Annotated in this window: 15 protein-coding genes and 1 tRNA gene; 9 read left to right on the top strand and 7 right to left on the bottom strand. The window is 66.0% G+C overall.

The genetic code is table 11. The features are described 5' to 3' along the window. Positions 1–146: 146 nt before the first annotated feature. A complete protein-coding gene (locus tag KZ498_RS03035) occupies positions 147–1,103 on the bottom strand; it encodes a succinylglutamate desuccinylase/aspartoacylase family protein (RefSeq protein WP_312616705.1) in 957 nt (318 codons plus the stop codon). A 135-nt stretch (positions 1,104–1,238) separates the two neighbouring features. Between KZ498_RS03035 and KZ498_RS03030 the strand changes: the two genes are divergently transcribed. Next, on the top strand, positions 1,239–1,454 hold the full coding sequence (locus KZ498_RS03030) for a hypothetical protein (protein ID WP_312617343.1): 216 nt from the start codon (positions 1,239–1,241) through the stop codon (positions 1,452–1,454). 14 nt (positions 1,455–1,468) lie between these two features. Here KZ498_RS03030 and KZ498_RS03025 read toward each other — a convergent pair whose 3' ends face one another. Continuing rightward, the gene (locus tag KZ498_RS03025; protein WP_312616704.1) at positions 1,469–2,692 is read right to left on the bottom strand and encodes a TrkA C-terminal domain-containing protein; all 1,224 of its coding nucleotides are present in this window, start codon (positions 2,690–2,692) and stop codon (positions 1,469–1,471) included. 181 nt (positions 2,693–2,873) lie between these two features. Between KZ498_RS03025 and KZ498_RS03020 the strand changes: the two genes are divergently transcribed. Together KZ498_RS03020 and citZ are read left to right on the top strand one after the other, a co-directional pair. Further along, positions 2,874–3,236, top strand: a complete 363-nt coding sequence (locus KZ498_RS03020; RefSeq protein WP_312616702.1) for a hypothetical protein — start codon at positions 2,874–2,876, stop codon at positions 3,234–3,236. 179 nt (positions 3,237–3,415) lie between these two features. Further along, positions 3,416–4,561 carry a citrate synthase gene (gene citZ, locus KZ498_RS03015; RefSeq protein ID WP_312616700.1) on the top strand — a complete coding sequence of 382 codons (1,146 nt, stop codon included), beginning with the start codon at positions 3,416–3,418 and terminating at the stop codon, positions 4,559–4,561. 306 nt (positions 4,562–4,867) lie between these two features. On the opposite strand, the gene KZ498_RS03010 is transcribed toward citZ, so the two are convergent. Then, complete coding sequence (locus KZ498_RS03010; RefSeq protein ID WP_312616699.1) at positions 4,868–6,502, bottom strand: NAD-binding protein; 1,635 nt, start codon at positions 6,500–6,502, stop codon at positions 4,868–4,870. A gap of 284 nt (positions 6,503–6,786) precedes the next feature. On the opposite strand from KZ498_RS03010, the gene ilvA reads away from it, so the two are divergent. The 5 genes from ilvA to KZ498_RS02985 all read left to right on the top strand — a co-directional run bounded on the left by ilvA (position 6,787) and on the right by KZ498_RS02985 (position 10,643). Further along, positions 6,787–7,998 carry a threonine ammonia-lyase gene (gene ilvA, locus KZ498_RS03005; protein WP_312616697.1) on the top strand — a complete coding sequence of 404 codons (1,212 nt, stop codon included), beginning with the start codon at positions 6,787–6,789 and terminating at the stop codon, positions 7,996–7,998. Between the two features lie 243 nt (positions 7,999–8,241). Then, on the top strand, positions 8,242–8,451 hold the full coding sequence (locus tag KZ498_RS03000) for a DUF1328 domain-containing protein (RefSeq protein ID WP_312616695.1): 210 nt from the start codon (positions 8,242–8,244) through the stop codon (positions 8,449–8,451). A 99-nt stretch (positions 8,452–8,550) separates the two neighbouring features. Next, positions 8,551–8,754: a hypothetical protein gene (locus KZ498_RS02995; protein WP_312616694.1), complete on the top strand. Its 204-nt coding sequence runs from the start codon at positions 8,551–8,553 to the stop codon at positions 8,752–8,754. 29 nt (positions 8,755–8,783) lie between these two features. Then, positions 8,784–8,867 (top strand) — tRNA-Ser (locus KZ498_RS02990). 300 nt (positions 8,868–9,167) lie between these two features. Continuing rightward, positions 9,168–10,643 (top strand): transporter, encoded by a 1,476-nt coding sequence (locus KZ498_RS02985; RefSeq protein ID WP_312616692.1) that lies wholly within the window; start codon positions 9,168–9,170, stop codon positions 10,641–10,643. Between the two features lie 77 nt (positions 10,644–10,720). Here the strand turns inward: KZ498_RS02985 and KZ498_RS02980 are convergent, their stop codons facing one another. Continuing rightward, the gene (locus KZ498_RS02980; protein WP_312616690.1) at positions 10,721–11,092 is read right to left on the bottom strand and encodes a VOC family protein; all 372 of its coding nucleotides are present in this window, start codon (positions 11,090–11,092) and stop codon (positions 10,721–10,723) included. Positions 11,093–11,151: 59 nt separating this feature from the next. Continuing rightward, the gene (locus tag KZ498_RS02975) at positions 11,152–12,030 is read right to left on the bottom strand and encodes a PhzF family phenazine biosynthesis protein (RefSeq protein WP_312616689.1); all 879 of its coding nucleotides are present in this window, start codon (positions 12,028–12,030) and stop codon (positions 11,152–11,154) included. Between the two features lie 108 nt (positions 12,031–12,138). On the opposite strand from KZ498_RS02975, the gene KZ498_RS02970 reads away from it, so the two are divergent. Beyond that, positions 12,139–12,750, top strand: a complete 612-nt coding sequence (locus KZ498_RS02970) for a DJ-1/PfpI family protein (protein WP_396276088.1) — start codon at positions 12,139–12,141, stop codon at positions 12,748–12,750. A 2-nt stretch (positions 12,751–12,752) separates the two neighbouring features. On the opposite strand, the gene KZ498_RS02965 is transcribed toward KZ498_RS02970, so the two are convergent. Both KZ498_RS02965 and rnz read right to left on the bottom strand, forming a co-directional pair. Continuing rightward, positions 12,753–13,829, bottom strand: coding sequence for a Gfo/Idh/MocA family oxidoreductase (locus KZ498_RS02965; protein WP_312616688.1), 1,077 nt, complete (start codon positions 13,827–13,829; stop codon positions 12,753–12,755). Positions 13,830–13,871: 42 nt separating this feature from the next. Then, complete coding sequence (gene rnz, locus KZ498_RS02960; RefSeq protein ID WP_312616687.1) at positions 13,872–14,807, bottom strand: ribonuclease Z; 936 nt, start codon at positions 14,805–14,807, stop codon at positions 13,872–13,874. Positions 14,808–15,083 lie beyond the last annotated feature (276 nt).

Below are 15,083 nucleotides of genomic sequence, written 5' to 3'. Positions count from 1 at the left end.
GGCAGGTCAGCAAGCATATGCGGCGCGAAGCGCCGCGTTTCACGGGACCGAGCGAAGCGAGGTCCCGCGTTTTTCCCCACGTTTTTGCGAGGAGGGTGCCCACAGGCCGCATCGCGGCCGAGGACACCCTCCGAAGTAAAAAGTGGTTAGTAAGTATCGACGTTCGTCCCGACAGAACAGACGTACTCGCCGGTCGCGACCTGCGGGAGCCGGCGGACGCGCCAGAACACGCCACTGGAGTCGGCGGTGATCTCGGCCTTTGGCTCGCCGAACACGTCGGTCACCTCGAACAGCGTCTCGCCGCGGGAGACGCGGTCGCCGAGGTCGGGCTTGAGGTCGAGAAGGCCACCCACGGGGGAGCCGTACTGCTCGAACCCGGAGGCGCGGGTCTGGGGGCGGGTGTCGTGGTGTCCATCGAGGAAGCCGTAGTAGTTCAACACGTTGAACACGCCGTCGACGCCCCGCTGGATGGAGGCTTCGTCCCAGCCGACACAGCCGCCGAGTTCGGGGTCGATCGTCGGGACGCCCTCGTCAGGGGCGGCGCGGGCCAACTGTCCGTCGGGGCCTTTCTGGTCGAGGATGTAGCCACAGCCAAACACCTTCGCGAGTTCGAGACACTCGTCGTGGAGGCGATGCCTGGTGCCACACCGGACCCGCACCTCGTCGATCATCCGCGATGTCGACCCCTGGTGCAGGTCGAGCACGTAGTCGGCGCTGATGGCGGCGTCGAAGGTTGCGGCGGCGATTCGCTCGCTCGAGGTCCCCGTCTTGTCGCCCGGATACGCCCGGTTCATCTTCGTGTCGTCGATCGGGTTACGGTGCTCGGCGACCTGGAACGCGTGGTAGTTGACGACGCCACAGACCAGAATCGTCCCGGACAGCTCCATCGGGTCGAGCTTCGGGAGCGTCCGCTGGATGACGCCGACGCCGTTCAGTTCATCGCCGTCGCTGGCCGCCTGTATGTAGAGGGTCCGTCCGTCGTCGACACCGTTGACGACGGCGACCGGTAGCCCGAACGCCGACCCGTCGCGGGTCTCACCGACCTCCAGCCGCCCCGTGTCTCTCTCACCGGGGGCGGCGGTCGCCGTACCGAAAGTAACCATTGTTCTCACGTTTGCCTTGGGAGCCTTTACTGGTTCGGATTACAGCAGCAGTTGCGCCGGACCGACGGCATCTTGTGGCCGCCGACCCTATCGGTTGCCGTGTCCCAGTCCGAGCCACGGAGCGGCAAAGCGGCGATGGTCGCGGCGCTGAACGTGCCACGCAACGCGAAAATCGGCTTCGCAGTCGCCGGCCTGTTCACCGCGGGGCTGTTCGCCCTGTTCGTCCTGCCCGGGACCCAGCGTCCGATGGGCTTCTACGTGGGGCTGGCGTTCGTTCTCGCTGTCTCGCTGGGCGGCTTGCTGACGGCGCTGTTCACGGTGGCCTCGGCTGTCCGACTCGCTAGACAGTAGCAGAGCGGGTGCCGCTATTCACCGTTGGCGAGGTCCGCGAGCCGGTCGCCGCCGGTTCGAGTGCCTTTCGCGATGAGCACGTCGCCAGTCTGAATCGACGTCTCCGGTCCCGGCGAGACGACCCAGTCGCCGCCTTCGCGCCCGGTCCGCTCGCTCTCTCCGGCCCCGCGTCGTATCGCGATAATCCGCATGCCCGTCGCCGTCTTGACCTCCGCATCGCCGATGGTCGTCCCGGCGAGGGCACTGTCGGGGTACACCGTGGTCCGGACGATGACCTCGTCGGACTCCTGGACGGCCTCGGCGACGACTGGATGTGTCGACAGCCCCCGCAGGACGCCCTCGCTCATCTCCAGTGCGGCGTCGGAGATGACCTCCGTCGAACGGGCCAGATGGACGAGGCCCCGCAGCGACACGGGGTCGTCGATGTCGGCGGCGGCCCGGAGCGTCCAGGCCTCGAACCGCGACTGCAGCGCGTCGACCTCGGCTTCGAGTTCGACGACCTCCTCGGCGACCTCCGTGCTGTCGAACAGCACCGCGCCGTAGGCCAGGTCGACCGCCAGTTCACCCATGTCTTTCATCAGGACGATAGAGTCGACGGCGCGTTCGAGGTCGCGGACGCCTCCCTCCGGCGGTTCCGGCGGTTCGTACACGTCGCCGGTCGCGTCCTGATACACCTCGGCGATACCGTCCTCGGGGCCACGGAACAGCACCACGTCGCCCGCCTCGAGGCGCGTCTCCCGGTCGGGGTTGAGCAGCCAGCTCCCCTGCCGGCGAATCGCCAGGGCGCGGACGCCGGTCTCGGTTTCGAGATTGAGGCTCCCGAGCGTCTCGCCGGCCAGCGCGGAGCCCGAACCGATTGTCGCCCGCAACAGTGTCTCGACGGCCTCAGGGAGGGCCGCTCGCATCGTGTCCGGCAGGCCGATGTCCTCCAGTACGACCTTGGCAATGTCGCCGGCTGCGTCGCTGATCTTCTCCGCGGCGCCGACCATCCCCAGCACGGGGGCCAGCGACTCCGCGTCCGCTGTCGACCGGCAGGCCATCAGGAGGCTCATGCGTGCGCGCAACTGGAGCACGTCCATCTTCTCCTCCAGTTCCAGGACCTCCGCGGCCACGTCGTCACTACCCAGCAGGACAGCCGAGTACGAGAGGTCGATGAGCAACTCGGCGGTGTCTTTCATCTCGGCCAGCACCTGCTTGACGCTGACCGGTTCGTACTCGACCGTCCCTGTCGGGTCCATAGCCGCCGATTCGACGGCCCCGAGCAAAAACGTTCCTCACTGTACGGGACGGTAGCATGACCTGTTGGCGGTCGCGGCTGGCCCCGACCCGCCGGCGTGGTCGGTGGGGCTCTTCACAGCGTCCCGGCGCCCTTTCCAACCAATGCAGTCTATTTTTCAACGTAGCGGAAAATTTCACGGCATGTCTGAGATTGCCGACGCTGTTCGGAACTTCGGGGAGTCGAGGCCTCGCGTCGTCGCCGACCTACAGAGTACCACCTTCGAAATCGAGTACATCCGTGAGGACGTAGAAGGCAGTTACTCGGACAGAGACCTCGACGAAGCGTACAAACTAATAATGGCACACACCGTCACGGGAGACGATTTCAAATCGCTCATCGGGGAAGGCCGGTTCAATGCACAGACGTTGTTTTTCGAGGATATCGTCGTGTTTTTCTTCCCCTCACAGCGATACGAAGGGGTCTTCGCGTCCTTCGATTACGACGACGACTTTCCCGTGAACGAATTGGTGAAACACGTCTCGGAAACTCGGATGGACCGGTAATCGATTCCCCGCCGGTGTTATACACCAGACTGAACAGCCGCGTCAGCGGTCCTGCGAACGACGAAACCGCAGTCACAGCGACCCCGAACTGAACGCTCGTCCAATAACCGTTCCTGACATTGTGCCACACAGGCTTGGAAAGAAAATGTTTTTCCCGGCAGGTAGGGAACTGATTGCGTATGTCCGACGACCTCAAGAAGGGACTCGAGGGTGTCATCGTCGCCGAGTCCGAACTCAGCGTTATCGACGGCGACGCTGGCAAACTCGTGTATCGGGGGTACACCATCGAGGACCTCGCAAAGGGTGCCAGCTACGAAGAGGTGCTGTACCTCCTCTGGCACGGCTATCTGCCGAACCGGGACGAGCTCTCCGAGTTCAAGGAGGCGATGGTGGCTGCACGGGAGGTCGACGACGACGTCATCTCGACCGTGCGACAGCTCGCCGAGGCTGACGAGAACCCGATGGCAGCGCTCCGGACCGCGGTGTCGATGCTCTCGGCGTTCGACCCCGCGCCCGAGGACGCCGAGCCGACCGACGAGACGGTCAACCTCGAAACGGGCCGCCGCATCACGGCCAAGATTCCGACCATCATCGCGGCCTTTACTCGCATCCGCGACGGCAAGGTGCCCGTCGGACCGCGTGACGACCTCGACCACGCGGCGAATTTCCTCTACATGCTCAACGGCGAGGAGCCGGACGACGTGCTTGCTGACGTGTTCGACCAGGCGCTCGTGCTCCACGCCGACCACGGCCTCAACGCCTCGACGTTCTCGGCGATTACGACGGCGTCGACGCTGTCGGACGTCCACAGCGCGGTCACCTCCGCCATCGGGACGCTGAAGGGACCGCTCCACGGCGGGGCCAATCAGGACGTTATGGAGATGCTGAAGGAGGTCGACGACGCCGAGTCCGACCCGCTCGACTGGGTCAAGAACGCCCTCGACGAGGGCCGTCGCGTCTCCGGCTTCGGGCACCGCGTCTACAACGTCAAGGACCCGCGGGCGAAGATTCTCGGCGAGCGCTCGAAGGAGCTCGGCGAGGCCGCCGGCACGCTCAAGTGGTACGAGATGTCGACCACCATCGAGGACTACCTCATGGAAGAGAAGGGACTGGCCCCGAACGTCGACTTCTACTCGGCGTCGACGTACTACCAGATGGGCATCCCCATCGACATCTACACCCCTATCTTCGCGATGTCCCGCGTCGGCGGCTGGGTCGCCCACGTCTTCGAGTACATCGAGGACAACCGTCTGATTCGACCGCGTGCCCGCTACGTCGGCAAAAGCCCCGACGAGACGGAGTTCGTACCGCTGGACGAGCGATAGGAGCTACTGCTACTGTTCGTCTGAAGAGTGGATTACTGACGGCCGTGAGCGCGTTTCATCGCGCGAACCGGGGAAGGGCTGAGCGGCCGGCATCCGGCGGCGACGCCGCCGGTTCCCGGAATCAGCATAGAATCCATCTTCTGTCGACCCTCTCTAATATCGAACGCTGCGGTAACGGACGCGTAGTGACTGTCCGCGAACGAAGTGAGCGGTTCACCGAACGCGAGCATAGCGAGCGTTCGGCCTTTTTCGCCCACGTTTTGCGCCGAGCGGTGCGTGAAGCGCACCCGAGGCGGAAAAAGGTGGTTATCCAAACACCGACTTGAACCGCGTCACGCCGTCGTCGGTGCCGGCGATGACGAGCTGGTCACTCGGGCCGATAGTCACGTCAGGGTCGAGGTCGGTGATGACTGCGCCGTCGCGTTCGATGGCGACGACCGTACAGCCCGTCCGCGAGCGGACGTCGGCCTCGCCGAGCGTCGTATTACTGAGGCCGTCGGCGGCGACGCGGACGACTTCGACCTGCTGGTCCATCGAAATGACGTCTTCGTCCTCGAGAATCGTGGAGGCGAGCATCCGGCCGCTGACCGTCGACAGCGCGAGGACGTAGTCCGCGCCCGCACGGTACATCTTCCGTACGTTCTCGCTTTCTTCAGCACGGGCGATGATTTCGACGTCCGGGTTGAGGTCGCGGATGACCAGCGTCGCGAACTCGGTGTCTGTGTCCTCCGAAAGGGCGAGAATGACCGTCCTGGCTGCACCGACACCGGCGTGTCGCAGGTCCTCTGGCTCCGTGGCGTCGCCGACGACATCGACGCCGGGCTCGTCGGTCTGATCGAGCACCGTATGCGGCACCCCGGCGCTTGTCAGCGCCGATGTTATCGTCTGTCCGACCTCGCCGGCACCGATGACCACCGTCTCCCCGCGGCGGAAGCCGCGCACGCTAGAGAGGGTTAGCTCCTTGAGCTGTTCCAGCTGGCGTTCGGTACCCGAGACCAGCAGGACCGTACTGCCGTCAAGCTCGGCGTCGGGGGCAGGCGGGCTCACGAACTGGCCGCGGAACCACGCGCCGATGACGTTGACGCCGGTCTCTTCGCGGATGCCGCTGTCGGCCAGCGTCGTCCCGACGAGGTCGCTCCCCCGGTGGATCGGCAGTTCGGCGATGTCGAAGTCCTCGCCGATCTCTATCGAGTCTCCGAGTGTCGTCGAGACGCCGGTCGTCACCTTGCTCGCGAGGCTCTCGCCGAGCAGTCCGCGCGGCGACAGGACGGCGTCGGCGCCGGCGAGGTCGTGATACTTCGCGCGGTCCGGTTCCTTGACGACGCTGACAGTCTGGACCGACTCGTCGACCTCGCGGGCGGTGAGGATGATGCTGGTGTTGACCTGGTCGGACGCGTCGGCGACGAGCGCACGGGCGGACGACAGACGGGCCCGTTCGAGCCCATCGACGGACTGCGGGTCGGCGTGGATGACGTCGTACCCCTCTTCGTAGAGGTCGTTGGCCCGGTCCCGGTCCGGTTCGACGATGACGTAGTCGACGTCCCAGGTGTCGAGTTCGGTGACGAGGGTCTCACCACGGGGGGAGAACTGACAGATGACGACGTGGTCGCTGAGACCGTTCTCGACCGTGTTCGGGGCCGTCGTCTCCATCGCCTCCTCGAACAGCGGAAACAGCAACACCGGCAATGCGAGGAAGATGAGCACGACGCCAGTGAGGTCCATTACGATGACGAGCAGGCGCATCTCCGTGGTGCTCCAGGGCGCGTCGGAGCCGTACCCTGTCGTGGTGAACGTCTCGACCACGACCCGGAGCGACCGCAGGAATGGCTGTGGGTTGTTCTCGAACGTCGCCATCCCGTAGTCGTAGGCCAGCGCGTAGCCGAGGATGATGCCAACGAGGGCGAGAACGTACAGCCCCGTCCGCCGCTGCCAGGTGTCCATCTACTACGTGCTTGCACAGCGGGAGTAAAACAGTTCTGTCCCACTGGCAGACGGCCGCGTCTCGGTACGGGTGGCGGGAGCGAGTCACACGCCCGAACGCTGTCCCGTACTTTCACTTTCACCGCGCTACGGCGGGATTTAAGTCAATCGCGTTCGTCGTCCCGCGTGCAGTCACACGCTCCCCTTTCCGTTTCAGTACAGTACCCGAGCAGTGCCACTGTGGTACCCGTCGATACCGTGCGGCCGGCCGACAGTATAACATGGTCCGGTGAATAGCCACTCCCATGCTCTCATTTGAGGACGTGCTCGCGGCACAGGACACCGTCTCCGAAACGGCCAGGCACACACCGCTCGATTACTCGCATACGTTCTCCGCGATGACAGGCGCGGATGTCCACCTCAAGCTCGAACTGTTCCAGCGCACGGGCTCGTTCAAGATACGGGGCGCGACCAACCGCATCGCGTCGCTTTCGGACGCTGAACGGGACGCCGGTGTCGTCACGGCGAGCGCCGGCAACCACGCCCAGGGGGTCGCACTGGCCGCCACGCGAATCGGTGTCGACTCGAAGATCGTGATGCCGGAACGGGCGCCAGTCTCGAAGGTGAAGGCGACCCGGAGCTACGGCGGCAACGTAGTCCTCCACGGCCGGGACTACGACGCGGCCGCCGAACACGCACACGAACTCGAACGCGAGGAGGGCCGGACCTACGTCCACGCCTTCGACGACGAGACGGTGATGGCGGGCCAGGGGACGATCGGACTGGAGATCTACGAGGACCTCCCCGGCGTGGACACAGTCGTCGTTCCCATCGGCGGCGGCGGGCTCATCAGCGGCATCGCGACGGCGCTCAAGGGGAAAGACGAGCGCATCCGGGTCGTCGGCGTCCAGGCCGAGGGGGCGTCCAGCGTGGTTGAATCCTTAGAGAAGGGTCACCGCATCGAACGTGACAGCGTCGAGACGATCGCCGACGGCATCGCCACCCGCACCGTCGGTGAGAAGACGTTCGAGGTCATCAGCGAACGGGTCGACGAGGTCGTGACGGTGTCGGACTCCGAGATCGCTGTCGCCCTGACGACGCTACTCGAGCGCTCGAAAACGCTTGCCGAAGGCGCGGGTGCCGTCGCGCTGGCCGCCGTCATGGGGGCGAAGTTCGACTTCGAGGCCGACGAGACGATTGTCCCTGCGCTGTGTGGCGGGAACATCGACCTGAACACCCTGACTAACGTCATCATGCGCGGCCTCGTCGAGACCGGCCGCTATCTCAAGATCCGGACCGTCCTCCAGGACCGACCCGGCGCGCTGGAAGAGCTCGTCGAGGTCCTCTCACGAGAGCAGGTAAACATCTACGCCATCGAGCACGACCGGACTAGTCGCGACGTGGCGATGAGCTCGGCCGAGGTCGAACTGGACCTGGAGACCCGCGGCCCCGACCACGTCGACGCACTCATCGACGCGCTCACCGACGAGGGGTACGAGGTCGACGTACTCGTCTGACTGTCACGTTCGGTACACACCGATGACCTGCATATGAAAGCCCGGTCGAGTCGAGTAGCCCTGTCATGTCAATGACGGCGCCGTACTGTCCCTGTGAGGCCGTTCCCGGCCGATTCCACCACACCTCGCAAGCACAACACTGGCCCCGTGACGGCCGGAAGGACCGACTATGTCATCGCTGGCATCATTGCACGATAGTACTGCGCTCGAGTTTCCCCGGCGTCCCTGTAACAGGTGGTGTCGATGGTAGCGCTTACGCCCGCTGTGCCATCGACCGTGACCGTGCCGCTGCAGTCAGGTGGCGGACTGTTGTACTACGCCGTCGTCCTGGTGATTCTGGCCCTCGTCGCCGGAATCGCCGGGTTCCGTGGCATCGCCGGGCTGAGCTTCCGGGTCGCGAAGTTCCTGGTCGTCATCTTCCTGGTGCTGGCGCTTGTCACGTTCCTGCTCTGATTCCGGCGGGGTTTTATTCGCGGCGACCACCGCTTCGTGTATGCGACGGCCTGCACGTACCGTATCAGCCGATACAACAACACGGGGCGGAGGGCGCTGATGGACCCGCGAACGAAGGCCAGCCTCCTGTGGGGCGCCGTCGGCGGCCTCGCCTTTCTGGTCCTGGTCCAGGGGTACGAACTGCTGGCCGGGACGCCGGTGTCGATATCGGCCAAAGTCGGCGTCGCCGTGGCCGTCGCCGTCGGGGCGATGCTGGTCTCCTACCGCATGCAGCCAAGGCTGTTCGGAAACGAAAGCCCTTAATCGCCCGCCCTCGCACTCTCGAAACACGTGCCAGGATGGCCGAATCTGGTAAGGCGCACGCCTGGAAAGCGTGTTCCCGTTTGGGATTCTGGGTTCAAATCCCAGTCCTGGCGTCTTCTGACGTGACCGACTCCAGCGAGCACCCGGTGTGCTCGCAATCGGAGCGTTTGCGTCGCTTACTGGGATTTGCGCACGCGAGTCACAGCGCGGAGCACAGGAGGCACCCGTCTCGCCGCCGGTTCGAACCCCAGTCCTGGCGTCGAGCGGTTCGAACGCAGTGAGAACCTCCGAAAGCACGGACGGTGAAAAAGTGGGCCGGGTGGTGTTTGCTGTGACTGATTGAGCGAACAGAGCGGTAGCGACACCCTGGGCTATCGCATCATTTTCCCGCCCCAGGCCCCGACAGTTGGGTGATGGTCCAACGGCGTGACGGCGACGACATCGACCTGCTGGACGCCTCTATTCGGACGACCGGCGGGGCGCTCGTGTCGACGACGCTGTTCGTTCTCAGCGGGCTCGTCTACGCCGTCGTCACGTCACCGGCAGCCACTGGCACGTTCTTTTTCGTCAGCATCTCGATTTCCCTCGTCCTCCGCCCGATCCGGGGCCTCAGCCAGGCGCTACAGAAGATCGGGAGCGAACCGGGCGAAGACGTCGACCCCTATCTCGGGCTGGCGGTGCTGTTTGCTGTCGCCTACCTCCTCGTCGCCGGGGCCGTCGCGGCCCCGCTCGCGGACTCAATCGTCCGCCGGACCGTGGTCTCTCCGGGCCTGTTCGCGCCCGTCGGCCTGTACGCGCTCTCGGTCACACTGTCGATGATTGCCGCGAGCCTGCTCGCCGCCATCGGCTACCCGAGCGTGGAGACGTGGCTCACCAGCGCACAGAGCGCCATCGAGCTTGCGGTCCTGTTGGCGCTTAGCTCGACGGTGGCGACGGCCGGGGACCTCCTTCTGGTGATCGCCGCAGTTCGCCTCGCCGTGCTCGCCCCGGTGACCGTGTATCTGGGCGTCGTTCCGACGCTGCCGGACCGACACACCATCAGGCGTGCCTGGGCGTTCGCGAAGTGGAGCGTCCCCGACCAGGTGCTCGACCGCCTGTCGTACAACATGCCAGTGTACGTGTTGGGCGTGGTCGGAACGCCCGCCGCCGTCGGCATCTACGAGACCGCAGACCGGTTCGCGGACTTCGGCGCGACTATTTCCTGGCGGCTCTCCTCGCCGCTTCTCACGAAAGTCAGCGGGGACTCGGCGGCCGGCAACACCCTCGCCTACCTCGACGGCGCGGTCACCGGCGGGACGGGCGTCACCTTCGTCGTCTTCGGCTACCTCCTGGCCGCACACGACGTGGTCGCGCGGATAGCCTTCCCCGACGCCCAGCAGGTCTTTTCGACGACTGTGTTGCTCGTCGGCGGCGTGAACATCCTGCGGGGGTTCTGGACACTGGCCTCGCACGCGATGGAGGGCGTCGGGAAGCCGGCCGTGAGCTTTCGGACGAAGCTCTACGGACTACTGTTCAGCGTCCCGGTGCCGGTGGTCTTCGGCGCGGAGTTCGGTGCCCTCGCCGGCGCCGCCGGATACGGCGTAATGAACCTGGTCATCTTCGCCTACGTCGTCTACTACGCGACGGATGTCTTCGGCCGGACCCTGTTTGACCCGACAGTCGCGGCCCACCTCGCGCTCGGCCTCGTCGTCTCGTTCGCTACAACCACCGGTGCGGTCGCGGGACTCGAGAGCGCCGGCGCCTCCCCGGTCGCGGTCGCCGCTACGGCCGCGGTGACGTGTCTGGTCGGGTTCAGCGGGCTCTTGCTCGGCGTCTCCGCGCCGACTCGGCTGGTCGCCAGTCGGGCGACGGCGCTGTGTCTCGGTCGGGTCCGCTCCGTGCTCCGCTGAGTCGGGCTGGTGAGCACGGACCGAGATGGGCCGGTGTACTGAAGGCGGCACGGACACGCTCCAGGCGAGCGCCGTGGTCAGACCCCGTGATAGAACTCCAGTGTGTATCCTTCGGGGTCCTCGACGAAGGCGGCGAAGGCGTCGGCGGCGTCGATTTCCGTCGGTTCGAGCACCGGGGCAGCGCCGGCGTCGATGGCCGTCTCGTAGGTCTCCTCGACGTGCTCGACGGTGAACGCGATGTGGTCCACGTCGGCGCGGTTCGGCGCGACCGGGGTGGTCCGGTCGGGGTCGTAGCGCAACTGCAGGTAGCCGTCGCCGTCCCGGCCGAGGTAGACGTTCTCGACGCCGTCGAGCGTGAAGCGGTCGGTCTCTTCGAAGCCCAGCGCGTCGTAAAACGACATCGCGCGGTCGAGGTCCGAGACGCAGATCGCAGCGTGTGCGAGCTCCATGGCCCGCCGTTGTGTACGGTGCGAAATGAGTGTGCCGGTAGCTCGGCTGTCGCGGCCACTTACAGCAGGTCGCCGCGAGCGACGGGCACGACGCTGCCGCCGACCCGGACGGTGATGTCTGCGCCGCTGCCGCCGGTCGAGAGGTACAACAGCGACGGCCGCCCCAGCTCGTAGCCCTGCTCGACGCGGGCCTCGACGGCAGGGCTCCCGAGCATCTCGTGGCGGGCGAGATACGCGGCCAGACACCCGTTCGAGGAGCCGGTCGCGGGGTCCTCCGGAACGTCGTAGAACGGCGCGAACACCCGGACGGCGAGGTCGTTGTCGTCGCTTCTCGGCTCCCGACAGACCGCCAGTACGTTCTTGGCATCGCGGTCGCCGGTCACGGCATCGTAGGCGTCGCGGTCCAGGTCGATGGCTTCCAGCGCGTCCCGGTCGGCCACTGGAACGACAATCGTCGCCAGCCCCGTCGAGACAATCTCTACCGGCCAATCGCGGTCCAGCCGGTCGGCCGGCAGGCCGAGCACGGCGGCGAGGTCCTCGTGGGCCAACTGCTCGCCGAACTCGGGGGGCTGCTGTGTCATCCACAGGGTCTCGCGCCCGTCGCGCTCCCGAACGTCGACCGGAACGTCGCCGACCGGCAGGTCCAGCGTCACCGTTTCGGCCTGGCCATCAGCCAGGTGGTCCCGGATGACCTGTGCCGTCCCGAGCGTCGGGTGGCCGGCGAAGGGGACCTCAGCGGCGGGCGTGAAGATACGAACCGGCCACGCGCCGTCAGTCGGTTCACCGGTGACGAACGTCGTCTCCGAGTAGGCCATCTCGGCGGCGACGGCCTGCATCTCCTCGCTGTCGAGGTCGCCGGCGTCTGTCACGACGGCGAGCTGGTTCCCGGTGTATCGCTCCCGGGCGAACACGTCGACGATATGGAACGGGTGGGACATACCTGTTCCCTCGACGGCGTCGCCAAAGAACGCTCCGGAGAACTGTCGGACGGTACCGAGTCACGTACGAACACTGGGCTATTTGCCGCTGTCGGCCCTGTCGTGGGCATGGACACTGTCACAATCGTCTGCTTCGACGGGTTCGACGAACTGGACGCCATCGGCCCCTACGAGGTGTTCGAGAACGCGGCGCGTTTTGGCGCGTCGTGGGACGTGACGCTTCGCTCGGTGCGTGAGTCCGATACGGTCACCGCGAGCCACGGGCTCCGGGTCGAACCCGACGGCCCGCTCACAGACGTCGTCCCGGACCTGCTCGTCGTGGCCGGCGGCGGGTGGAACGACCGAGGCGAGGCCGGCGTCTGGACGGAGACCGAACGCGGGGACCTGCCCGACGCCGTCGCGGCGGCCCACGACCGCGGCGCGACTGTCGCCGGCGTCTGTACGGGCGGAATGGTCCTCTCCCGGGCCGGCCTGCTCGACGGCCGCCCCGCAGTGACACACGGCGGCGCAATCGAGGACCTGCGAGCGACCGACGCGACGGTGGTCGACGCTCGCGTCGTCGACGACGGCGACGTACTGACCTGCGGTGGTGTCACGTCCGGCCTGGACCTCGCCGTCCACCTCGTCGAGCGCGAGTGGGGCGCGGACGTGGCTGGTGCTGTCTGTGACGAGATGGAATACGAGCCCCGCGGTGACGTGTTCAGCGGTGACTCGGGCTGAATCTACCAGGCGTTCGCGCGGGCGTCCTCGAGCAGCGCCTGCACGTCGACGGCCTCGCCGGTTTCGCTGCTCTCGATGGCGGCGAAGACGATGGCCATCGATTCGAGGACGCTGTCGACGTTCGTCGGCATCGGCTCGCCGCCGTCGACCCAGTCACAGAACTGCTCGATGAGCCAGGCGTTCTTCCAGTGGGGTCGGTTCGCCAGCGGGACTGTCTCGCCGTCGCCCTTGCCGATGCTGTCGAAGTTCCCGACGTCGTATGCGTCGCCGTGGAACCGCTCGACGTCGCGGCGGTCGAGGACGACGGTCTGGTCCGAACACTCGGCGCGGAACTGTTCGTGTCCCCAGCCGTTCAGCGTCGTCGCGTTGGCGTAGCTGCCCTCGTACTGGGCCCGGGTCCCGTCGGCGAAGTGCAGCGTCACGAAGCCGGTGCAGTCGCCGTCGTAGTCGGCCCCGTCGGGCGTCCACGTCTCGGCGTACACCCGCTCGCAGGGCGAATCGGCGAGCGACGCGAGTATGTCGAGGTGGTGGATCGCACCGTCGAGCAGGAGCATGTCCTCCATCTCGTAGACGTAGTCGGCGTAGAAGCCGTGTTCACGGACGTTGCCCGTGTACCGACCCGTCAGATAATCGACGTCGCCGGCCTCCTCGACGGCCCGGTGGAACGTCGCCTTGTCACGGTCGAACCGGTGGCTCATCGTGACGCCCATCTTCTTGCCGGCCGTCTCGACTTTCTCGGCGACCCGGACCGACGCCTCCAGCGTGTGGGCGATCGGCTTCTCCGAGATGATATGCAGGTCGTGGGCCAGTGCCGTCTCGACTACGGCCTCGTGGGTCGCCGGCGGCGTCACGATAGAACACATCTCGGCCGGGCGCTCCGAGAGTGCGGTTTCGAGGTCGGTGTAGCATTCCTCCGACGACAGCCCGAGCTCCCTTTCGGCTAGTTCGTGCCGTTCGGGGTCGGTGTCGACCGCGGCGACGACCTCGATTCGGCCGTCGTCGACGTTCGGTGGAATCGCGTCTGTCGCCCAGGTAGAACCCTGACCGCCCAGACCGACGTGGACTAATCGGTGCGTCATGGCTGGGTTATCGGTTCGAGGAATAAATGCTGCACTATCTCATCAGGACTCGTCCGCATCCGGGAACTCGACGCGTCGCTCCATCCCGTCTTCGGCGAGGACGACTTCGCCGTCGAAGGCGTCGCGGGCCTCGTCGACTAGCTGGTCGGCGCTCGCGGCGTAGCGCGTCGAGATGTGCGTCAGCGCAAGCGTCGACGCGCCGGCCTGCCGCGCCACGTCGGCGGCCTCCCGGGCGGTGGAGTGGGCCGTCGCCTTCGCCCGTTCTTTCCGGTCCTCGGCGAAAGTGGCGTCGTGGACGAGCAGGTCCGCGCCCTCGCTGGCCTCGATGACGCTCTCGGTCGGCAGCGTGTCGCCGGTGTAGACGAACCGCCGGCCGGGACGCGGCGGCCCGACGACGGCCTCTGGCTGGATGGTCTCGCCATCGTGTTCGACGGCCTCACCGCGGTGAAGCCTGGAGTACTTCGGCCCCGGCGGGATGCCGAACTCCTCTTCGGCTTTCTCCCGGTCGAACTTCCCCTTCCGGTCGTCCTCGTCGAGGACGTAGCCCACGCCGGCACAGCGATGTGCCGTCTCGACGGCACGGACCTCGTACTCCGGCCGGTCGAGGACCACGTCACCGGCCGACACCTCGTTGATGCGGACGGGGAACGAGGGCGTCGTCCCGTTGGCCTGGATGAGTTGTTGGATGTTCCCGCGCGTGCCCGCCGGCGTGTGGACGGCGATCGGGCGCTCGCGCTCGTTGAAATCCCACGTCTGGAGCAGCCCCGGAATCCCGAGCACGTGGTCGCCGTGGAGATGCGTGACAAACAGGTGGTCGATAGCGAAGCCGGTGCCGTAGCGCATCATCTGCCGCTGTGTGCCCTCGCCGCAGTCGAAGAGGAGGTAGTCGCCGTCGCGGTTCAGAAAGATGCTGCTCGTGTTGCGCTGGGTCGTCGGCACGGCCCCACTCGTCCCGAGAAACGTCACGCGCATATTCATCGAACCCTCCACCGTCGACGGGTAAACCGGTGTCGAAAGGGCGTCGCCACGGGCGTGGTTTGGCTCTCCGTACGGTCCGGTTGCGTCACTGCGACGCTCGTTTGTGCGTCAGCTAATGACATAGCTATCCGGATTTGGCGGCCATATCGGTCGATTTCCGACATTTCAGTGCGTCCCGCTTCCTTACCTGTCGAGAGCTTAATGACCAGCAAAACAATTTACCGACGGGGACGTGTCGCTCAGTCTCATTTTCTCGACCCGGCGGTACCGGGACGG

The organism is Haloarcula sp. 1CSR25-25 (assembly GCF_032027985.1).
Classification (GTDB): domain Archaea; phylum Halobacteriota; class Halobacteria; order Halobacteriales; family Haloarculaceae; genus Haloarcula.
The sequence above is the reverse complement of the archived record's forward strand: the minus strand, read 5'-3'. Positions and strand labels throughout refer to the sequence as shown.